Genomic DNA, 21,851 nt, shown 5'->3' on the forward strand with positions numbered 1-21,851 from the left:
TCCATGAGAGGTTGGGCAGAGCGTTTCCGTGTCGACAGTCTTGGGCGTACCGTGAAAATAGAGTCGAGAAAAAACCGGCACTCCCAGTTTGTGACGATGATTGGTGGGATCGTCGGCTCGACTGTCCTCTTCTGGGTCATGGTGCAATTGGGACAAGCCTCCTCCGAACCGAAGGCCAAAACGGAGGCGGTGACGACGAGTGGGCTGACACAGGGTATGCCATCGGAAGCACAGGAGGCAGAGAGTTCAAGAGCGGAGTCTGATGACGGTGCGAAGCTGTTGGCTCCACCAGCGGTCCGGGGGCCCGCGATAGATGTGCCTCGTGAAGTGCTGGATATGCTGGCACAGCGAAAGCGCGATCTTGACCGGCGCGAGCAAGCGCTGCGCCAGAACGAAGAACGACTGATGATGGTGAGGGGGCAGATCGAGGAGCTCTTGGACCAGAACGAAGCCTTGGAAAAGAAGATCCAGAGCGCGCAAGCCAAAGCTTCAGCAGCACAAGCCAAAACCCCTGTGGAAAAGAAGGGGGCAGTACAGGACCAACGGACACAGCTCGCAAAGATCTACGAATCCATGCCGTCTGAGGACGCCGCCTTGCGTCTTGAACATATGCCCGATCGAAAAGCGATTGAAATCCTCAAGCTGGTGAAAGCCAAGACGGCCGGCGCGATCCTCGCGCAAGTCAAAGCCGACCGAGCTGCGAAGCTCACGGAGCAGTTGTTGACACACACGCCGTAGAACTTCTCCGGTGCCCTCAGAAATTCTCGTTTGCCAGACAGTCTGTGTGCCTGTTATCTTGCGACCATCCTGTCCTCGGCCTAGCACTCACGCCTCGCTGGAAGATGCTCTTGCCATTAGCATGTTTGGAGCAAGTGCGCGAAGACTACGCTCGAAATGTTCCTCACCATTGGAAAGATCCTTCTCCTTCAAAAATAGCCATTCATGTATTTGACTCGGCCAGTTTTGCCGAGCACGCTGTAAAGTTTTCCTCTCTCCGGACAACACCGTCAAGGCGCTCATAAAAACTAGCCTGATTATCCGCGATGTTGCACGCGGCTCACCTGGCATGAGGCTTGTATTCCCCTTTGCTCGAATCACACGAGGACTGGTGTATATGGATTTCACTCTGGCTGACATGATTCCCCATCCATCCGGAGCTCCTGCTGATACGGGAGTCAGACCGTCTCGAGCCTCGACGGCTTCCAGTTCCAGCGGTAGCCGGAAAAGCTTTTCTGCTGAGCTCCAAGGGGCTCGTGCGGACGAACGGAGGATGGAGGCTCGTGAAGCAGCAGAGGCGCGATCAGCGAGCATGGCTGAGCGTCAGGCTCGATCGAGGGAAGTAAAAGATCAGAATGCTGCATCATCTCAGGCTGAGCGTGCTGAGGTGAGATCAACGGACAAGTCTGAACGTGAGGCCCAATCGAGGGAAACACAAGCCCAGAATGCGTCTGCTACTCCGGCCGAGCGTGCTGAGGCGCGATCGACGAACAAGTCTGAACGTGGGGCTCACTCGACGGAAAGAAGTGAGGAGAATCCATCGTTAACTCCGGCCGAGCGTGCGAACGGATCATCGTCTGAGGCTCAGGTCCAAGATGGAAATGGATCCAGTAGTGATGTACGGAGGGGCGCTGAAGATTCCAGGACTACTTTGGACGTCGCAGCTCACCCGGGCCAGTCTGGTCTTGATGCTCAAGGACAAGCGCTGGTGATGTTCGTCTCCCCGGTTCCACCTCAGGAAGTGGATCCGGCGAATGATCAGAGGAATGTTGATACGGAAGGCGAGGGAGATTTAGCTGAGCAGGATCACGGGGCTGAGCGGAACGCCAAGTCAGGCGACGGTGGTTCACCGTCTCCGCTGATAGCGCCGAGGGCTACGAATTCTGCTGTGGCGGTATCTGATCTGCCGGCAGGCCATGCTCGGCCTGAGCATGAACGGAACTCTCCGCTTGATCGATCTGCTCCTGAACCAGACACTCAGGTGGTTGCTCGTAGCAGTGATTCGCACAAGGCTCAAGTCGTCAAGCCCGCTTCCTCTATGGTTGCGGATGATGTCGGTCTTGAGACAGCGAATCGTGTGGACACTCGTCCAGCGTCTGTGGAGTTGCAGCCCAGTTCGGCTCTTCCTCAGCCCGAGACGATTGTGCGTCAGGTTTCCCCTACCTCTCTGGGGGTGCGGTTGCCGGATGGCAAGTTGGAATCCCCTAAGCCTAATCCCATGATGCGCGATGAGGTCTCGGCCGATCGCTCCAATCCAGTTCAGATGCACGGGTATGCGCAATCTCTTCAGGATGCTCAGGATAGCGGAGTGAGGACGTCGGGGGGGGGCCAACAGGGACAGCGTGCGAGTGTTGATGGGACCGAGGGGTTCCGTGAGCTCTGGGGTGATCGACAGGAGCTTCAGCGCGATCAGAGCGAGATTAAGTTACCACAGGCAACCGTCAGTGATCGCCCAGTCTCTGATGGACAGGCGACAGAGTCGATGATGGCTGGTGCTCATGGGCGTGTCGTCTCCAGTCCACTCTCTCCCCCCCCTCCCACTGCGATGAGTCCGGCGCAACCAGCCATACCTTCTCAGGAGACGGCTGAGTCGTCGATGCGGTTCATGACACGATCGGTCGTGCTTGATGTGGCACAGCCTGACTTGGGGCATGTGAATATACGCGTGGCGATGACGAACGATATGGTGCATACCTATTTGTCAGCTGACAGACTTGAGGTGGGACAAGTGTTCGTCAACGGACAAGATCGCCTGCAAGCTGCGTTGCAGGCCAACGGGTTGGACATGGGACAATTCCGTGTGGACATCGATCGGCAGAGTGCCGGTCGTTCGTTCCAGCAGGACTCGTCTCCGGAACAGGGACACAGTCGGCATCAGGGATCGACGGGAACGCCGTGGGGGCAGAGTCCAGACCGACAGGATGCTCCACGCACATCGCCCCATGGCCTCTTGAATGTCGTGGCGTAGCTCAGAAGGGAGAGACCGGACATGATCGATGTATCGACACTGAACTCGGCAGGAACTCCAGCGACCGCGCGCAAAACCGGACCTCAACAACTAGGGCAGGAAGATTTTCTCAAATTGCTCGTCACGCAATTAAAGAACCAGGACCCTTTAAAACCAACCGACAATGCCGAATTTGTTTCGCAACTCACTCAATTCAGTCAGTTGGAACAAACCGCGAAGCAGTCACAGCTCCTTCAGAAGAGTCTTGATGCGCAGAGCGCCTCCTTGCAGTTCACGCTGCTGCCCATGGTTGGTCGCCGCATCAGCATTGATCATACGCTCACGCAGTTGGAGAATGGTCAGGCCTCGCTGACCTATGCACTCGAAAAGAATGCGGCTCGCGTGCAGATTACGATTTTAGATGAGAATCGTCAGGTCGTGCGAACGTTGGACTCCACGGGACTTCAAGCGGGGCTCAACAAGGTGCAATGGGACGGGAAGGATAATAAAGGTGTCGCGATGACGGCCGGTGTGTACGAGTATGCCCTCGCTGCCGTCGATCGCCAGGGTGTATCAGTTGTCGCCAAGGGCCGCGCACAACTCACAGTGACGGGTGTGCGTATGGAGGAGGGAGAACCAAAGCTGGCTGTCGGAGCGTTATCCGTGGATCCGTCTGATATTGAGGAAGTGCAATAGGAGAGACCTATCCGAACTGGTTGAAGAGGGAGGGGGGCATCCATGGGAATTCTGTCGTCATTGTTTGCCGGAGTCAGTGGGCTCAATGCGAATGGTACGGCGCTCTCCGTCATCGGTAACAATATTGCCAATCTCAGTACCGTTGGCTTTAAAGCGAGTAAGGCGTCATTTGCCGACTTGATCAGTTCCTCGATTTCCGGTGGATCGGGCGCGATTCAGACGGGCATCGGTGTCGCGCTCACTTCGGTACAAGGGAACTTCTCTCAAGGGTCACTATCCACATCGAGCAACGTGCTGGATCTGGCCATCGACGGCAACGGATTTTTCATTGTCAAAGATGCACAGAATGCCACGTTCTATTCTCGTGCTGGTCTGTTCCGGCTCGACAAGGACAATAATGTCGTTGATCCGACAGGGTTCAAGTTACAGGGCTTTCTTGCAGACACCACTGGTGCAATTACAGGGAACATCGGTGACGTTGCGTTACCCTCGACGACGGCCTCGCCACGTGCCACGACGACGGCGCAGGTCGCTACTAATTTGAGATCCAACACAACCATCGGGCCCACCTTTCTGCTGAGCGATCCTTCGGGTACCTCCAATTTCTCCACGTCCATCACGGTGTTTGACTCGCTTGGTAACAGTCACTTGCTGACCACCTATTTCACGAAGACTGCGGCCAATACGTGGGACTATAATGTTGTTGCGGCTTTGCCAGACATTGACACATCTGGTTACAATGCTGCCAATCAGGACTCGACGCTCGGCATCGTTCGCGTGGGGACTGGGACCTTGACCTTCGGGACGAATGGCACTTTGCTCAACGAGAGCGTGGTCACTCGGTACGACGATGGTACCGCGGCGGGGACCGCTGGAGCTGCGCCGGGACAGTTGCAGATTGATTTTGTCGGTGCCACAGCAAACCAGCTCATGACCATGGACTTTGGGTCGAATACCACGAGTGGGGGAAACGGGCTTGATGGAACAACGCAATTCGGGGCCGAATCAGCACTGGTACAGCAGACCCAAGATGGGTATGCTGCCGGCTCACTCCAGGCCTTTTCCGTCGATGCGAATGGTATCATCAGCGGACGATTCTCCAATGGGCAACTCCGCGCTCTGGCACAGGTCGTCCTCGCCCGTTTCCCCGATCCGATTGGCTTGACCAGGACGGGAAAAAATACCTTTGCCCAGTCCGGCAACTCCGGTCAGCCGGTCAATGGAACTCCGGACAGCGCCGGGTTGGGACGTGTCTTGTCCAACTCACTGGAGTTGTCAAATGTCGATCTTGGTGAAAGTTTTATCGATATGATCGCGGCGCAGCGAGGGTTCCAGGCAAACTCGCGTGTAATCACCACGTCCGACGAAATCTTACAGGAATTGGTTAATCTAAAACGGTAGATCTGCTCTTTCGCGGTAGGGCTGGGAGCGATAAGGACTCCCAGCCCCTCCCTCCTTCACTCCGCCCTCTCATCCGGTGTCAAGTTCTACTCGTGGCCATTATCCAGCGCCCTGTCAGCTTCTTGACGGTGTCAAGAGGTTGCTTGACAGCAGCGCTGCTGCGCCCAGTCGTGCGTGGTGTATGTCGTATGGAAGCATGCGCCAGATATAGGGATTCATGATTCTTGCTGCCGATGAGTCGCAACGTGTAGTGGCATATGCATTGCAGTCTCCGCTCCGGGCCAACGAGTTAATGGAGGAGGAGTTATGGCAGATGCAGCCGCAGGTGACGAAAAAGCTTCCGCAGCGGCCCCCGCTCCGGCGTTCCCCATCAAACTGCTCATTATTGTCTCAGTCATTGCCTTGGTATTCGGGGTTGGTGGGGCATTCGTCGTCGTCAAATTCCTTGGAGGGAGCAGCAAAGGGGCTGAAAGTTCAGCGGATCACAAAGGTGAGGCCGAGGAAAAGGTCGAGTCTAAGGGCGAGGCTGGTGGAAAACATGGTCAGGCCTCGTCGTCTGGTGTCATGTTCGATGTGGATCCTTTCATCGTCAATCTCGCAGACACCCAGGAAGTGCGGTATTTGAAGTTGACTCTCAAGCTCGAGGTGGACAGCGAAGCGGTCTCTACTGAACTGTCCACACGAATTCCTCAGCTACGGGATGCAGTCCTGGTCTTGCTTAGCAGCAAGGACGTCAATGCAGTCAGAACGACGCAGGGGAAATTCCAGCTCCGTGATGAAATTACTCAGCGCATCAACGGGCTCCTGAAGAAGCCGGGAGTACGATCGGCCTATTTTACTGAATTTGTCCTTCAGTAACCGCAGACACCATGGAAAAGATTCTATCGCAGGACGAAATCGATGCGCTCTTGAAGGGCGTGGTGTCTGGCGAAGTGGACACGGCTCCGAAGGAATCTGCTCAGGAAGCCACAGGGGTCAAGGGCTATGATCTGTTCAGTCAGGAGCGAATCATCCGTGGGCGGATGCCAACCCTGGAGATGATCAACGATCGCTTTATTCGTCGTCAAACCGTTGTCTGGACCAGCATGTTTCGGGAGGCCATTGATTTTGCCATCGTTGGGACCCAGGTGATCAAATTCGGGGAGTTTCTGAAAAAGGTTCCGATGCCCTCATCGTTGAATGTCTTTCATATGACTCCGCTGCGAGGGAGTGGCCTCTTCGTGATGGATGCGTTCCTTGTGTACCTGATCGTGGACTATTTTTTTGGAGGGAAAGGTCAGACCCATGTGAAGCCCGAGGGGCGAGAATTCACATCCGTCCAACTGCGGATTATTAAGAAGTTGTTACTCCAATCGCTTGTCGATCTCGAAAAGGCCTGGCATGCCGTTGTGCCGATCAAGGTCGAGTATGTGCGGTCTGAGAGTAACCCTCAGTTCGCGATGGTGGTGACCGCATCTGAAATCGTCGTCGTCGTGACCTTACAGGTCATCTTAGGGGAAACCGCCAGGGATCTATACATTGTGTATCCCTACAGCATGCTCGAACCGATCAAAGAGAAGCTCTATTCCGGTCTCATCTCCGATCAACTCGATCAAACCGGCGAGTGGGGCCAGCGATTCCAAGAGCGATTGCACGAGTGTCCGCTGCCGATTACGGTGCGGATGGGAACCGCCACGGTCACGGTGAAGGATGTGATGAATTTTGCACCGGGTGATGTGATCTTACTTGACCAGCATCCAGGAGATCCGCTCGACTGCTATATCGAGGGACATCACAAATTTCAGGGCAGTCCTGGCATTTACAAGGGCAATCACGCATGCCGCGTGACCAAAGTATTGAACGAGTCGTGACACCATCGAGAGAGTAACTATGGCTGAATCAGACTCCGCAACGCATTTCGATTCTCAGACGACCGGGAACCCATCCCCGCAGCCGGCTTCGTTTCCGTCTGTCCAAAGCGCAGAGACGGGTGGAACTCCCAAGAATATTGATTTCATTTTGGATATTCCCATGAGCGTGACCGTGTTTGTCGGATCCACGAAGATGGCCATTCGAGATTTGTTGCAACTCGCGCAAGGCTCCGTCATTGAGCTGGATAAAGTCGCGGGCGAGCCGATGGAAGTGATGGTGAACAACAAGCTGGTGGCGCGCGGTGAAGTCGTGGTCGTCAACGAGAAGTTTGGTATTCGCTTGACGGATGTGGTGAGCGCGGCGGAACGCGTGCAGCACTTGCGCTGAATGATCCGAAGGAGAGGCCGTGATTGATCTGTGGGAAAGTCTGTTCCGTACCGTCGCAGCCCTGGCCATCGTGCTGGTGTTGATGGGGCTTGTCGCGGTGGCGGTCCGGCGAGTGATGGGGCAACGACTGGGAGTTGCCGGCGGGCGTCCGCTCGTACGGGTCTTGGCCAGTGGCTATATCGCTCCACGCAAGACCATTTCCGTCGTGTCGGTTGCGGGAGAATATTTGATTGTGGGGACGACCGCGACCGATCTTGTGCCGCTCGGACGCATCAGCGATTCAGCCGAATTGCGGGATATGCTCTCTCTCAACAGCGAGAACGCCTCCACTGAAGCGGCGCCGGCCTCTCAGGAAAGGTTTGCGTCCTGGCTGCGGCGTTTCCCGTTCGGTGCGTTGCATCATAACAAGGGACTTCATGGCCGATAAGCACAAGTCGCACGCGCACAGATTCTTGGGGATTCTCCTCGGAGGGATCATGTTGCTTGTGATGCCGCTGTCAGAAGCGGTCGCGGCCGGCCCATCGGTGAGCATCGACTTTGGCGCGGATGGTCCAAAACAAACCGCGGTGGTGATCCAGATTCTCGTTTTGCTCACGGTGCTCTCCTTGGCACCGGCCTTGTTCATCATGGTGACGTCCTTTACCAGGATCGTGATCGTGTTGGCTTTTCTTCGACAAGCGCTCGGAACGCAGTCCGTTCCTCCCAATCAAGTCTTGCTGTCCTTGGCGTTGTTTCTGACGATGTTCATCATGGCTCCGGTGGGGCAGGCCGTCTATAACAACGCGCTCCAACCATTGATGGCTGAGCAGATCTCCTATGAAGAGGCGTGGAAGAAGGGCATCGAGCCGGTGCGAGGCTTTATGCTGCGTCAGGTACGGGAAAAGGATCTCGAACTGTTCATCACGCTGAGTCACGTGCCAAAGCCAGATCGGGTTGAGGACGTGCCAACCCAGGCGATCATCCCGGCTTTCATTCTGAGCGAGCTGCGGATTGCCTTTCAAATTGGATTCTTAATCTATATCCCTTTTCTCATCGTCGATATGGTTGTGGCCAGTATTCTCATGTCGATGGGCATGATGCTTCTTCCGCCTGTCGTGATCTCGCTGCCGTTTAAGCTGATCTTGTTCGTTTTGGCCGATGGGTGGTACTTGGTCGTGGGGTCAATGGTGAGAAGTTTTCACTAGGGCTGAGCGGTTTGTTGATAGACGACATCGGATGGTCAAGTGCCGAGAAGAGGGATGATCACGTGACACCAGAAATGGTAACGGAACTGGCCAGACAAGCGTTAGAAACGACGTTGTTGGTGTCGTCACCGATTCTGGGGCTGAGTTTGTTCATCGGTCTGGCTATTAGTGCGCTCCAAGCCATGACGCAACTGAACGAAGCCACGCTCACGTTTGTTCCGAAAGTGGTGGTCTTGTTTGTGGCGTTGCTGCTCTTTCTCCCCTGGATGCTGAGCACCATGACCACGTATATGGCCAATCTCCTCATGAATATTCCCAACTATGTGCATTAACAGGATGTTGAAAAAGTCTTCCAGCTTCGTTCTCGCATCGCTCAGAGGCTCAACGTACCGAAGCGTACGCCTCGCCTCTTCGCTCGCTGTGGCCTTGCTGGAAGGCCTTTTTGAACATCCTGCGGGCTATGGGCATCCGGTCTATGACATCCAAGCTGTGTGGAGTTGCGGATATCAGAATAGTTCTTCAATGACCTGCTAGTACGAGGCGAATGGCGTTGACGCAGACCATCCAGATTCTCCTTCCAGAATTCCAAGGATTCTTGGTCCTTATTTCCCGTATCGGTGGGCTGTTGGCTGCGTTGCCGGTGTTGAGCGGGCGGGCTGTTCCGGCGAAAATCAAACTGGCGCTCGTCTTGGCGTTGGGCGTGTTGTTGGCTCCCATCGTTCCACTCCCAGCCGTGCCCTATGACCCTGTTGTCATGGCCGCCGGACTCATCAATGAAATGGTCATCGGTTTGGCGATCGGACTGGCCGTGCGATTATTTTTTGGGGCGCTGGAATTGGCCGGAGAGGTGATTGGCGTGCAGATGGGCTTCGGCGTGGTGCAACTGTTCGATCCCACGACAGCCGAACAGACCCCCATCATCGGCCAATACTTCACCCTTCTCGCGACTCTCATCTTCCTCTCGCTGAACGGACATCTGTTGCTGGTGGCGACGATTATCTCAAGCTATGAATCCATTCCGGCATTTGGCGCCTCTCTCACAGGAGGCATGGGGGAGGCGATTCTCCGCCTCGCTCAGAACATGTTTGTGGTGGGGTTGAAGTTGGCCGTGCCGGTACTTGTCATCATCCTCCTGATCAATCTTCTTCTCGCGTTGCTGGGACGGGCGGTCAGTCAGATCAACGTATTTGTGTTGAGTTTCCCTGTCACGATCGCCGGCGGGTTGGCGGTGATGTCGCTGTCCGCGCCGTTTGTGACGGAACTGTTAGTTCGAGAAATGGAGCGACTGCAATTCACGATTGATGAGCTTCTGAGGGCGTTGGGACATGGCTGAGGATCGAAGTAATAAGACCGAACCCGCGACGCCGAAACGGAAAGAGGACGCGCGCAAGAAAGGACAGATCGCGATCAGTCGCGATCTGTCGACGGCCGTGATCCTCTTGAGTGGCGTCGGGCTGCTGGCGGCCATGTTGCCGGTTGGTCTTCAGAAAATGACGGAGATGACTCGTCAAGGGCTTACGCTCTCGTTTCCCTTAGCGTTCTATAAAGACATGTCTATCGAACAGGTGTACGAAGTCGTCATCCATGCCGGCCTCACCGTGGTGATGCTGAGTCTTCCGGTCGTGCTGGGCATTCTGGTCATGGGGAGCGGTGCGTCGTTGCTGCAATCAGGGTTGTTATGGCGTGCTGATGCGATTCAACTGGATGCCACACGCATCAGTCCGATCAAAGGGTTATCTCGATTATTCTCATTGCGGTCTGTGATCGAGCTGGTCAAGGGGCTCCTCAAAATCGCGATTGTGACGGGTGTCGGTGTGTGGGTTGCGCGGTATGACGTACTCCAGATTCCAGGGTTAATCGGGTTCGATATGGGTACCGCCCTGGGTGTTACTGGACGGCTCGCCTTGAAGGTTGGATTGGCTGTCGCTGGGGCGATCGCGGTCCTAGCCGGGTTTGACTATTTCTACCAGCGCTATGAGTGGGAACGCAGTCTGCGGATGTCGAAGGAAGAGGTCAAGGAGGAACACAAGTCCGCGGAAGGCGATCCGCTCATTAAGGGTCGCGTGCGGACACTCCAACGAGAGCTGACCAGGAAACGCATGATGGCCGCCGTGAAAACGGCGGACGTGGTGGTGACCAATCCGACACATCTGGCTGTCGCGCTGAAGTATGACACCACCACGATGGGAGCTCCTGTGGTGGTTGCTAAAGGAGCTGGCTTTGTCGCTGAGCGTATCCGTGAGTTGGCTCGACATCACGGGGTGCCAGTGATCGAACAGAAGTTCGTGGCGAGAACACTCTATAAACTCGTCGAGATTGGCAAGGAGATTCCAAACGATCTGTATCGTGCGGTTGCGGAGATTCTCGCGTTTGTGTATCGCGCCAGAGGTGTGACTCCATGAACAGGATGCTGAGAAAGTCCGCCAGCGGTGTTCTCGCGTCGCTCAGAGTCTTAACGTACCGAAGCGTAGGCCTCGCCTCTTCGCTCGCTACGGCCTTGCTGGACAGCTATTGTGAGCATCCTGAAGTTGTTCCGACGTCAGCAGGTACGGAAACATTCCGTCATGGTGTGTGCATCACCCGAATGTGTTCTTAGACTTCTAGGAGATTATGGCAACGGCAATCGAACCGATAGAACAACCTCAGTTCATCAAGCATCCGGACATTGTCATCTCCCTTGGGGTGGTGGCTATTCTCATGGTGATGCTGTTGCCATTGCCGCGCTTTGTACTCGATCTGTTGTTAAGTTTCGATATCACGCTGTCGGTGATTATCTTGCTCGTAGGACTTCAAGTGCGGCGCCCCATTGAGTTCTCGGTATTTCCATCGATTTTGCTAGTGATTACATTGTTCCGGCTGTCCCTCAACATTGCCTCCACGCGACTGATATTGCTGCATGGCAACGAAGGGGCAGGAGCTGCCGGCGAGGTGATTCGGGCGTTCGGCAACTTCATCGTCGGGGGTAATTACACGGTTGGTCTGGTCGTCTTCTCGATTCTCGTGATCATTAATTTCGTCGTGGTGACAAAGGGAGCCGGACGTGTCGCCGAGGTTGCCGCCCGCTTCACCTTGGATGCCATGCCCGGAAAGCAGATGAGTATTGATGCGGATCTGAATGCTGGTGTGATCAATGAGGCAGACGCACGCCGCCGTCGCCGAGAAATAGCGGAAGAAGCGGACTTTTACGGATCGATGGACGGAGCCAGCAAGTTTGTTCGTGGCGATGCCATTGCCGCCGTCATTATCGTCTTCGTCAACATCATCGGCGGATTGGCGATCGGGATTCTGCAACAGGGTATGAGTCCGGGACTGGCGGCTCAAACCTATACCGTGCTGACGGTTGGTGAGGGATTGGTCGCGCAGATCCCTGCTCTGATCGTGTCGACTGCCGCCGGTATCGTGGTGACTCGCGCCGCCTCGGACACGGATTTAGGCGGGGAGATGACGCGGCAACTCTTGACCTCCCCCAAACCCGTGGGCATGGCTGCGGGTATCCTCATTGCGCTTGGATTGGTACCTGGGCTTCCGCATGTGGCGTTCTTAGCATTAGGGAGTGCCCTTGCGTGGGTCGCCTATCACCTCCATCTGCGCGAGCAGGTTCAAGCCGTTCCCACCCCCACTCCCAGCATGCCCAAGACCGAGGACGGTCAGACCCGAGTGATCCCGCTCGATCTTATGGAGGTGCAGGTGGGGTACGGCTTGATCGGTCTTGTCGAGGGAACGCAGGGCACCGCCTTGCTCGATCGGATTAAAGCGCTCCGGCGGCAATTTGCGGAATCGATGGGCTTTGTCGTCCCTCCCATTCATATCCGTGACAATCTCCAGCTGCGTCCGAACGAATACGCCATCATGTTGAAGGGCGTGGAGGTGGCCAAGGCTGATGTCTTACCTGGGCATTTGTTAGCGATCGATCCAGGGACCGGTCAACGCGGCTTGGTGCAGGGCATTGCAACCAAGGAGCCTGCATTTGGGTTGCCTGCACTCTGGGTGCCTGAAGATGCGAGGGAGCAGGCTCAAATGGCGGGGTATACCGTGGTGGATGCAGGCTCGGCCATCGCCACACATCTATCCGAGTTGATCAAACGCCATAGTGCTGAACTGTTGGGACGGCAGGAGGTGCAAACGCTTTTGGATGAAGTGGGACAATCACATCCGAAGTTGGTGGAGGAACTCATTCCCACGCTGCTGCCCCTCGGAACAGTCGTCAGGGTTCTCGGAAACTTGCTCAAGGAGGGCATTCCGATTCGGGATCTCCGGTCGATCCTCGAGGCAATTTCTGATCATGCCACCACCACCAAAGATGCAGAAGTCCTGACCGAGTATGCACGGCAGGCGCTGGCTCGCACAATTACCAAGCAGTATCTCGCATCTGACGGTAGTCTGCAGGTCATTACCCTGGATCCTCGGCTAGACCGGTCATTGGCCGAACAAGCCGCGGCATTGCCGCCTGGGGCCATGTTGAACCTTGACCCCACGCTCTCTCACAAGCTGTTAACTGGTCTCAAACAGGCTGCCGAACGGGTTGCGGCTCGCGGGCAGCAGCCGATCGTACTCTGTTCGCAGGTTGTTCGCCGCCATCTCCGTCGACACAGCGATCGTCAGTTGCATGCCGTTCCCGTCATGGGACTCAATGAAGTGGATGCGTTTGTCCGCCTGCAGTCGTTAGATACGGTGCGGATCGATTTTGAATTGGCGTAGCTCATCGTCAGGTAAGCCATGAAGGTCAAAACATTTCACGCGCTCACAATGCAGGATGCCATGCGCGCCATCAAGGAAGAACTCGGGCCGGATGCCATCATCTTGTCTACTAAAGAGGTGCGTGAGGGAGGGCGAGTCGTCCAGGCATTCAATCGACCGGTTCTGGAAGTGATGGCCGCATCCGATCAAGATGCCCAACGGCCCTCTCAGGTGGCAGACAACGTGTCACGCGGTGCTGCGCCGGGGAGACCGTCTCATGAAGGGTCGGAGGCCCTGCCGACGTTTCAACAGACCTTGCACGGGATGCTGAAGCCGAATCGCGAGGCGACGACACCACCCGCCGGTCGGTCCGCCTCGTCGAAGCCATCTCGAGTGCACGTGAAGCTGAATCGTCGTCGACAGTTCCGCACCGTCGTGAACGAATTGGGGCGCCTATTGGAGGACTTATCGCGGGAAAATGTCCGGTCAATCGGAAGTCAACCGGTGCCGATGCTGGCCTGGCTGCGCCACTCGCTGATCGAGCAGGGGATGAAGGCTTCCACCGTGGAGTTCCTGATACATGAGGCGTGCAAGACGGACCAAGTATCCGATCCAGGCGACGATGAATCGATTCGGCGTGCACTACAGCGTGAGATCTCCACTCGTGTGCGAACGAGCGAGTCGCTCCAGAATGGAGAGGGATCGCCCTCAATCGGTCTTCTGATCGGACCTAGTGGAGCCGGGAAGACCGCGGCTGTGGCCAAGCTGGCTTCCTATTATCGGCTTGAGCAGCGGAGATCCGTTGCCCTCATTACCTTTGATACGTATCGGGACACTGCAGTGGAGCAGCTGCGTCGGTATGCCAAGGTCGTGGGGGTGCCATTCGCTTGCGCCGTGTCAGCTCGACAAGTCCATCAAGGGCTCCGTCGTCATACGCGAGTAGATCGTGTGCTGATCGACATGCCTGGGATCGGACCAGGTGACCTGGCATTGGCGAAAGAACTGCAACGGCTGCTTCCACAGGGGGCCGTCACCACTCATCTAGTCCTTCCGGCTTCCACCAGGGAGCAGGAGCTCTGTCGGATTACGAGACGCCTCAGTGATCTACCCCAGCTGCGTCTTCTGTTCACGAAGCTCGATGAGACGGAATCGTTTGGCACCATTTTTGAAGTTGCGCATCAAACCGGGGTGCCGCTTTCCTATTGGAGCATCGGACGGCGAGTTCCTGGGGATATCGAGGTTGCCTCATCGGAACGTTTGGCGGCGTTGTTGACTGCAGAACCCTCGACCAATTCTCAGGAGGTTGTCAATCGGGTCGGTCAATCATCCGGCGCAATTCCTGCATTAGTGGAAGCCGCAATTCACCACGGATAATCTGGTTGGAGGTCTCGCTATGCCGTTTGGAACAAGAAGGTCTGTCCTTATGTCGGAGGATCTGAGTCGTGGAGATGGGTCATCCACTCGCGTCATCGCGGTGTCCAGCGGCAAGGGAGGAGTCGGCAAGTCTAATGTGGTTGCGAACCTTGCGGTGTCACTCACGAAGGTTGGGAAGCGGGTGCTGATTTTGGATGCCGACCTCGGCTTAGGTAATCTGGATGTCCTCCTGGGGCTCGTTCCGCAGCATACGATCGAAGACGTATTGAGAGGCACACATACGCTTGATGAGATCGTGCTCAGCGGCCCAGCGGGCATCCATGTGCTTCCGGCCAGTTCCGGCGTTGCCCGTCTGACGGCGCTGACAGAAGCCCAACAGGTGATGATCCAGGAACAGTTGGCCCAGCTCACGTCAGAGATGGATGTGCTCTTGATCGATACCGGGGCGGGCATCTCGCCAAACGTCACTTTTTTTGCCTCTGCGGCAGATGAGACGATCATCGTCGTCTCGCCGGAGCCGACATCGCTCACGGATGCCTATGCGCTGATCAAAGTCTTGGCCCGTCAGTATCGAGAACGCCGTTTCAAAGTACTGGTGAATCAGGCGAAGAGTCCCCGTGAAGCGGCTGAAGTATTCGGGAAGTTGGATGTGGCGGTGGATCATTTTCTTCATGTGGCCGTCGAATTAGTCGGGGCAATCCCTTATGACGACTATGTGCATTTGGCCGTCATGCAACAGAAGGCGCTCTGTGAGTTATTCCCAGATGCACCAGCAGCCCAAGCATTCCGGAGGTTGGCACATCAAGTTATCCAATGGCCGAGGCCTGATCTCCCTAAAAGTTCCGTCCAGCTTGTATGGCAACGGGCGGTGACGCCGGCGAGTAACTGACCAACGATCGGACATGGGAAGATCATGAGCAAGACTGCATTACCACACGAGCGAAAAGCATTTGCGGCCCAGGCAGCCAGACGTGAAGAGCTGATCAAGGAGTTTGCTCATGTTATTCGCGCGATGGCCCATCGACTGGCCTTCCGCCTCCCGGCGTACCTCGACGCGGAGGATCTGATTTCGGTTGGCACCATTGGACTCATGGATGCCATGGATAAGTATGACCCCACACGAGAAGCGAAGTTTAAGACGTATGCGGAGTTCAGAATTCGTGGCGCCATGCTTGATGAGATTCGATCGATGGATTGGATCCCGAGATCGGTTCATGAACGCATCGGCTTGCTCCAAAAGACGCACACGATGCTGATGAGCCGATTGGGTCGGCCGCCCCATGATGAAGAGGTGGCGACGGAACTGAAGATGTCCCTGGAAGAGCTAGATGATTTCATTACGCGGGCCAGAGGGGCGGTGATGATTAGTGTGGACGATTTAGGCCTTCATGAACCAGACGGGCATAAAGTGGTCAAGATGTTGGCCGATACGCACACGCCGGATCCCTTGTCCTCATTGGTCAACGAGCGTGAACGTGCATTGATTGCCGATGCTATCCACAAGTTGCCGGAAAAAGAGCGCCTTGTTCTGAGCTTGTATTACTACGAGGAGCTTACGATGAAGGAAATCGGAGAGTTACTAAAGGTCACTGAATCACGGGTTTGCCAAATCCATACGAAGGCTATCATCCAGCTCAAGGCACTCTTGCATAAACCGAGTTGATGCTATCCGCCGACCGACTCGGCAGGGTGCTCGATTCTCAACGTGGCTCGGCTTCAGTTCTGAGTCCTAGAACCCCGTACCACTCTAGACGAGATCTCGACTAGCACCTGCTATAGCCAGGTCCTCAATCAGCAATCAAGATTATGCATATGCACATGAAGGTCTCACATCATACGTTCCCACGATTGGTGCAACGATCGCTTGTATGGTGGTCTGCCTCAGCAACGGTGTGTGGCAGAAACATAGGGTGGATGGGGACGACACTGGCTGATTCTGGGAGCTTGGCTGACGTCCTAGCGAATGGTCGAGTACACGAAGCGAGGCACCCACGAATCGTGGCTGTTCCATTGCTATGGTTGACACGACCAGCCGTACATCCCTTCCCTACAGTTTTGGGTTGGCATGAGGCGTCCCTCACCAGTCAGTACTGGGAATAATTTTCACCTCAGTGGGTAGAATCCACCCTCGCAGTATGGCAGAGGGATTCCATACCAGCCTGTTGTTCCACAGCGGAAGTCAGTTCATGCCTGCATTTGGCTGAGTTCGCATTCGATATACAGTAATCTCTGTTCGGAACGAATCTGGCATAAGGGTTGCTGTCTCTCGAAGAGAAAAGGAGTCGGCAATATGAATCGAGGTATCTATTCCATCTTGTCTGGCGCACTCGCCCATGAGCGGCGCATGCAAGTGTTTGCGAACAATATGGCTAATGTGAATACCGCTGGCTTCAAGCAGGATGAGCAGGCCTTCAAAGCCATATTCCCACGGTACCATTCGGTCGCTCCCACTGGAGGCCGAACTGTGGGATTGGCTCAGCAGATCACGGCCAGACCATTCGGACCATCTGAGCGTGTGTTTGTCGCACCACATCAGATCAAGACCACATTTGAGCCAGGCCGCATCCGATTGACCGGCAATCCGCTGGACGTTGCCATTCAAGGGCAAGGGTTCTTTGAGGTACAGACGCCACAAGGGTCTCGATACACCCGCAACGGCATGCTGTCACTGGATAATCAACGCCGGCTGGTGACAGGACTTGGCTATCCCGTGATGGGGACGAGGGGTGAGATCAAGATTCCTCCAGGAAAATTAGAGATTACGTCACAGGGAGACATCAAAGTCGATGCTAAACCTGTGGCGACAATCAAAGTCATGGAATTTGCGGCTGAAAACATGCCGCAGAAGTCGTCGGAAGGGCTGTTCTTCTCGGAGAAAGGCACGGTGAGCAAGAATCCGGAGATTCAGGTTGGGCACATCGAAGAGTCCAACGTCAATTCCATTGGCGAGATGGTGAAGATGCTTGCGGGTATGCGCAACTATGAATCAACGCAAAAGCTGATTCAATCGCTTGATCGTATGACTGAGGTCACGATTCAAGATGTAGGACGAGTGCTCTAAGACTGTGAAGTGTCGTTGGTCGTCGGTCATTCGTACACATCAGCTCGTGCGTGTCAGGTTTTACGAACGGCAAGATACGTAGGAGGATTCCATGATTCGTGCCATGTGGACCGCAGCGACCGGAATGACGGCTCAGCAGATCAATGTTGACACGGTCGCCCATAACCTTGCCAACGTCAACACCAACTCCTTTAAACGCAGCCGAGCTGAGTTTGCGGACCTGCTGTATCAGATTCAACGACTCCCCGGTACCAGCGCCTCCAATGTCGGGGTCTTTCCAGTCGGCATCCAGGTTGGGGCAGGGGTACGCCCAACGACTGTTGCGAAAGAATGGATTCAGGGGAATATGCGCCAAACGAACAACGAGACGGATTTGGCGATCGATGGAGCAGGGTTTTTTCAAGTCTCCCGTCCTGATGGGACGATCATGTATACCCGCAATGGATCGTTTAAGCGTGACAATGTGGGCAATCTCGTGACCGGCGACGGTGATCTTCTCAATCCCGTGATTACGATCCCGTCCGGCGCGCTCAAGTTGGATATCGGGCAGGACGGCACGGTCTCCGTTTTGCTGCCAGGTGTGACGCAGTCGTCGCAAGTGGGGCAAATTCAATTGACTCGGTTCGACAATCCTTCCGGGTTGGTCGCGATGGGGGGCAATCTCTTTATTGATAGCTTTGCTTCCGGTCCTCCGACGCAGGGGACCGGCGGCTTCACCACCGGATTCGGGACGATCCAGCAAGGATTCTTGGAGAGTTCGAATGTTAATCTCGCCGAAGAAATGGTCAATATGATCATTGCGCAGCGAAGTTACGAGATTAATTCCAAGACGATTCAGGCGTCCGACGAAATGATGGCCATTGCAAACAATCTCAGACGATAAGGAGCGGCTCATGTCTAGGATTTGGCTGACCATGATCATGCTCCTTTCATCTGTAGTCTTCGACGTGACGACATCACGTGCAGGACCTAGTGGTGGGTCTCGGCCCATCCTATCTGAGTCCCGAGGTCCGATTCATCAGGCGACCGACACCGTTGTGGACCGACCGGCTGTCAGTGAGGTCAGTCCTGATCTCATTCGGAAGGCCATTCAGAAACATCTGGAGAGCGACTGGGGGCACAAGGTTAAGACGGTACATGTGACGGTGTTGGATCCCGCGGATTCTGTGATGCTCCCCGGCGGGACGGTGGAGTTGCAAGTTACTCCCAACTCGCTGGAAGAAGGTCTAGGACGGCGGATGTTTCATGTGGAGGCGGTCGCAAACGGGAAATCTCGGAAAACGATCCAGGTTGTTGCTGATATTGCGGCGATGATCGACGCGGTTGTTGTCACCCGTTTTCTGAAGGCCGATGAACTGATTGATATGAGCGATCTCAAGACGGTCGGATTGCGGGTTCATCAGGTGAACCATTCCTTCATCACCGATCAAGCAGAGGTCATCGGAAAGAGCGCATCACGGCCTCTTCCGCCCGAGACACCGCTACGCCCAGCCTTTGTGAAGCCTCCGTTGGTGATGAAGAAGGGTGATCGAGTCCTCATCGAGGCGCGGCGTGGAGGCCTGTCGATTCGGGCGAGTGGCGTAACGAAAGCAAACGGACAAGTCGGACAGACCGTCATGGTCACCAATCTGGAGTCCGGTCGGGAGCTAAGAGCCAAAGTGGTGGCTCCAAATCTTGTTGAGGTGGAGTTCTAGCTGAATCGTGGCAGAGAACACCATGCATTTTCACTGTAATCTGCTTTTTCATATGGCCGTACGTAGCCTGGTCATCACCATCGCCCTGCACGGATGTTCAAGCCCGCCGAGCCCGTCGAGCAAGGTGACTGTGCCGCTGCTCCCTCCTCCAAAGACGCTTGGCTCGCTCTGGCAGGAAGAAAACGGACGAGCCTATCTCTATGAAGATATGCGTGCTATGCGGATCGGGGATATTCTGACTGTGAAAATCTCCGAAGTTCATAAAGGGTCCAAGTCAGCCGATACGGCGGTTCAACGGGATTCGACGATTAAGAACGGCATGGTCGGCAGTGGTATGGGATATATCGGGCTTCCAGGGATCCGCTTCAGCGATGAAACAAAGCGTGGCTTCGGAATCAATGCGAACGCTAATAACAAGTTCGATGGGAAAGGTTCCACCAATCGTGAAGGCACATTGACAGGGACCATCTCTGCGATCGTGACAGAGGTGCTTCCCAACGGGGATCTTCGGATCGAGGGACGACGTGAGGTGAGTGTCAACAGTGAAAAGCAGCTGATGACGATTGGTGGGATTGTCCGGCGTGTCGATGTGGATACCAAGAATACAGTGGCTTCAAGTGCCATTGCGGACGCTAAAATCGAATACTCAGGCTTGGGTGTGCTGGACGATGTGCAGCGACCCGGGTGGTTGATCCGTATTCTCAATTGGGTCTATCCGTTCTGAGGGGAAGAGGGGCTATGACGGTTCAGCCGAGACGAAAACCGACTCCGAGAAGCATGCTCAAGCGGCGTCCGTTGAATCTTCGTACGCTTCAAATGATGGTGCAGAGTGGGGTTGTCCGACGGGCAGATTTTGATCCTCCCACGTTTGGGAGCAGAACGCGATTCCATGCGTTAGATGATGCTGATCACGCTTCGAGGAAAGATTCGGCTTCTGAACAAGGATGGCTGTCGCGCATCATACTTGGTCCTCGGTTACAGGTCTCTGTTCCCAAATGTTCATGGAGAGGATAGGTGCCGCATACATGTTCATACGGTGGATCGCTCTAGTCAATGTGCTGGTCCTGACCAGTGGTGTGTTGACACCTTCCGGCGCCGATGCGGTGAGGATCAAGGATATTGGCATGATTGAAGGAGTCCGTGAAAACCAGTTGCTTGGTTACGGTTTGGTGGTTGGTCTGGACAGTACCGGCGACCGAGTCATCGGTGGACAGTTCACGATTCAGGCAATGATGTCCATGTTGAATAAGATGGGCGTCAACCTGGTGATCGATCCCATCCAGTTATTAACGAGAAACATCGCCTCGGTGATGGTGACCGCCAAGCTGCCTCCATTCTCCAAACCAGGGATGACACTGGATGCCTTGGTGTCGTCGATGGCGAATGCAAAAAGCCTGCAAGGCGGGACGCTCTTGCTCACGCCGTTAAAAGCAGCCAATCAGCAAGTATTTGCCGTCGCGCAGGGACCAGTCTCAATCGGTGGTTTTCTCGGCGGGACGGGAGGGGCTGGCGGCGCCACAGTGACGAAGAATCATCAGGCGGCTGGTGTGGTTCCTGGTGGCGCCATTATCGAGAAGGAGCTTCCTGTCGACATTGACTCATGGGCGACCGTTTCTGTGCTTCTCCGCCAACCCGATTTTACGACTGCCATCAGGACTGCCGAGGCCATCGAGAGTGCCTTTGGGAAAGGCAGTGCATCAGCCACGAATGCCGGATCTGTGAAGGCGACAATCCCTCAAGTGTTTCAGGGGCGCGTCGTCGAATATATCGCATCGATCGAGGGACTTGATGTGACCGTCGATTCTATAGCCAAAGTCGTGGTGAATGAACGGACCGGCACGGTGGTATTGGGAGAACATGTACGGATTTCCACATGTGCGATTTCTCACGGCAATCTCACGATCTCGGTCAAGAACACGTTGAACGTGTCACAGCCGACGGCGCCACTCATTGGTTCGTCCGCAGGACAGACGACTGTCACACCGGATGTGCAGACAGAGATTAAGGAGCAGGAGTCGAGGCTCCTGGTGGTGGATGAGACGGTAACATTGGGGGACGTCGTACGGGCTCTCAATGCAGTAGGAGTGACGCCGCGTGACCTTGTCGCAATACTCTCGGCTCTGAGGTCGGCAGGAGCGCTGCAAGCGAACCTTGAAATCATTTAGATGGACGAGTGCTACCTATGAACACGCTAGAACAATACGGAATCCATTCCGGGCCCTCTTCACCAGCATACGTGGATCCTGGATTGACCAGACGCGCGAGTCATCTTGTGTCTCAGATGAGTGCCTCGACATCGCAGGACCCTGCGGCGGCACGTCAACAAATGGTCCAAGCTGGCCAACAGTTCGAGGCCTATTTTGTCTCCTATTTACTGAAGGTAATGAGGGAAACGGTTCCTGAGGGAAGCATCACCAACAAGCAAGGGGCGTATTTCTACTCATTTTATGACGAGGAAATTGGGAAACGGGCAGCCGAGTCTGGGGGGATAGGCATTGCCAAGATGGTTCAGGAGTATGCGCAACAATATTTTTCCTCATCCCCCCCGAAACGCTCAAGTTCTTCTGGGTAAGAACCGATAA

22 protein-coding genes are annotated in these 21,851 nt (G+C 55.2%); all 22 read left to right on the forward strand.

Annotation, left to right across the window (positions count from 1 at the left end):
• Nucleotides 1-3 precede the first annotated feature (3 nt).
• Nucleotides 4-738: a hypothetical protein gene (locus E8D52_14900; protein TKB65688.1), complete on the forward strand. Its 735-nt coding sequence runs from the start codon at nucleotides 4-6 to the stop codon at nucleotides 736-738.
• A 328-nt stretch (nucleotides 739-1,066) separates the two neighbouring features.
• Entirely contained in the window at nucleotides 1,067-2,965 is a 1,899-nt protein-coding gene (locus E8D52_14905) for a hypothetical protein (GenBank protein ID TKB65689.1), read from the forward strand.
• Nucleotides 2,966-2,986: 21 nt separating this feature from the next.
• Nucleotides 2,987-3,640: a flagellar hook assembly protein FlgD gene (locus E8D52_14910; protein TKB65690.1), complete on the forward strand. Its 654-nt coding sequence runs from the start codon at nucleotides 2,987-2,989 to the stop codon at nucleotides 3,638-3,640.
• Between the two features lie 48 nt (nucleotides 3,641-3,688).
• Nucleotides 3,689-5,041, forward strand: coding sequence for a flagellar hook protein FlgE (locus E8D52_14915; GenBank protein TKB66353.1), 1,353 nt, complete (start codon nucleotides 3,689-3,691; stop codon nucleotides 5,039-5,041).
• Nucleotides 5,042-5,347: 306 nt separating this feature from the next.
• Entirely contained in the window at nucleotides 5,348-5,899 is a 552-nt protein-coding gene (locus E8D52_14920) for a flagellar basal body protein FliL (GenBank protein TKB65691.1), read from the forward strand.
• A gap of 11 nt (nucleotides 5,900-5,910) precedes the next feature.
• The gene (gene fliM / locus E8D52_14925) at nucleotides 5,911-6,891 is read left to right on the forward strand and encodes a flagellar motor switch protein FliM (GenBank protein ID TKB65692.1); all 981 of its coding nucleotides are present in this window, start codon (nucleotides 5,911-5,913) and stop codon (nucleotides 6,889-6,891) included.
• Nucleotides 6,892-6,910: 19 nt separating this feature from the next.
• Nucleotides 6,911-7,279, forward strand: a complete 369-nt coding sequence (gene fliN, locus E8D52_14930; GenBank protein ID TKB65693.1) for a flagellar motor switch protein FliN — start codon at nucleotides 6,911-6,913, stop codon at nucleotides 7,277-7,279.
• 19 nt (nucleotides 7,280-7,298) lie between these two features.
• The gene (locus E8D52_14935) at nucleotides 7,299-7,706 is read left to right on the forward strand and encodes a hypothetical protein (GenBank protein TKB65694.1); all 408 of its coding nucleotides are present in this window, start codon (nucleotides 7,299-7,301) and stop codon (nucleotides 7,704-7,706) included.
• Nucleotides 7,696-8,463, forward strand: a complete 768-nt coding sequence (fliP, locus tag E8D52_14940) for a flagellar type III secretion system pore protein FliP (protein ID TKB65695.1) — start codon at nucleotides 7,696-7,698, stop codon at nucleotides 8,461-8,463. Before E8D52_14935 ends, fliP begins: the two co-directional genes overlap by 11 nt.
• Nucleotides 8,464-8,525: 62 nt before the next feature.
• The gene (fliQ, locus tag E8D52_14945; GenBank protein TKB65696.1) at nucleotides 8,526-8,795 is read left to right on the forward strand and encodes a flagellar biosynthesis protein FliQ; all 270 of its coding nucleotides are present in this window, start codon (nucleotides 8,526-8,528) and stop codon (nucleotides 8,793-8,795) included.
• Between the two features lie 212 nt (nucleotides 8,796-9,007).
• On the forward strand, nucleotides 9,008-9,796 hold the full coding sequence (gene fliR / locus E8D52_14950) for a flagellar biosynthetic protein FliR (protein ID TKB65697.1): 789 nt from the start codon (nucleotides 9,008-9,010) through the stop codon (nucleotides 9,794-9,796).
• Nucleotides 9,789-10,865, forward strand: coding sequence for a flagellar biosynthesis protein FlhB (gene flhB, locus E8D52_14955; GenBank protein TKB65698.1), 1,077 nt, complete (start codon nucleotides 9,789-9,791; stop codon nucleotides 10,863-10,865). Before fliR ends, flhB begins: the two co-directional genes overlap by 8 nt.
• Before the next feature lie 208 nt (nucleotides 10,866-11,073).
• On the forward strand, nucleotides 11,074-13,161 hold the full coding sequence (gene flhA, locus E8D52_14960) for a flagellar biosynthesis protein FlhA (GenBank protein TKB65699.1): 2,088 nt from the start codon (nucleotides 11,074-11,076) through the stop codon (nucleotides 13,159-13,161).
• A gap of 18 nt (nucleotides 13,162-13,179) precedes the next feature.
• Nucleotides 13,180-14,514, forward strand: coding sequence for a flagellar biosynthesis protein FlhF (flhF, locus tag E8D52_14965; GenBank protein TKB65700.1), 1,335 nt, complete (start codon nucleotides 13,180-13,182; stop codon nucleotides 14,512-14,514).
• A 19-nt stretch (nucleotides 14,515-14,533) separates the two neighbouring features.
• Nucleotides 14,534-15,403 carry a MinD/ParA family protein gene (locus E8D52_14970; protein TKB65701.1) on the forward strand — a complete coding sequence of 290 codons (870 nt, stop codon included), beginning with the start codon at nucleotides 14,534-14,536 and terminating at the stop codon, nucleotides 15,401-15,403.
• A 24-nt stretch (nucleotides 15,404-15,427) separates the two neighbouring features.
• Complete coding sequence (locus E8D52_14975) at nucleotides 15,428-16,177, forward strand: FliA/WhiG family RNA polymerase sigma factor (protein ID TKB65702.1); 750 nt, start codon at nucleotides 15,428-15,430, stop codon at nucleotides 16,175-16,177.
• 627 nt (nucleotides 16,178-16,804) lie between these two features.
• Nucleotides 16,805-17,575, forward strand: coding sequence for a flagellar basal-body rod protein FlgF (gene flgF / locus E8D52_14980; GenBank protein TKB65703.1), 771 nt, complete (start codon nucleotides 16,805-16,807; stop codon nucleotides 17,573-17,575).
• A 91-nt stretch (nucleotides 17,576-17,666) separates the two neighbouring features.
• Nucleotides 17,667-18,458, forward strand: coding sequence for a flagellar basal-body rod protein FlgG (flgG, locus tag E8D52_14985; protein ID TKB65704.1), 792 nt, complete (start codon nucleotides 17,667-17,669; stop codon nucleotides 18,456-18,458).
• Between the two features lie 10 nt (nucleotides 18,459-18,468).
• A complete protein-coding gene (gene flgA, locus E8D52_14990) occupies nucleotides 18,469-19,269 on the forward strand; it encodes a flagellar basal body P-ring formation protein FlgA (GenBank protein TKB65705.1) in 801 nt (266 codons plus the stop codon).
• A 7-nt stretch (nucleotides 19,270-19,276) separates the two neighbouring features.
• Complete coding sequence (locus E8D52_14995) at nucleotides 19,277-19,993, forward strand: flagellar basal body L-ring protein FlgH (protein TKB65706.1); 717 nt, start codon at nucleotides 19,277-19,279, stop codon at nucleotides 19,991-19,993.
• Between the two features lie 301 nt (nucleotides 19,994-20,294).
• Nucleotides 20,295-21,434, forward strand: coding sequence for a flagellar basal body P-ring protein FlgI (locus E8D52_15000; protein TKB65707.1), 1,140 nt, complete (start codon nucleotides 20,295-20,297; stop codon nucleotides 21,432-21,434).
• Nucleotides 21,435-21,451: 17 nt separating this feature from the next.
• A complete protein-coding gene (locus E8D52_15005) occupies nucleotides 21,452-21,841 on the forward strand; it encodes a hypothetical protein (protein ID TKB65708.1) in 390 nt (129 codons plus the stop codon).
• The last annotated feature ends 10 nt before the right edge of the window (nucleotides 21,842-21,851 follow it).

The sequence above is a fragment of the Nitrospira sp. genome (genome assembly GCA_005116745.1).
In the GTDB taxonomy this organism is placed as follows: Bacteria; Nitrospirota; Nitrospiria; order Nitrospirales; family Nitrospiraceae; genus Nitrospira_D.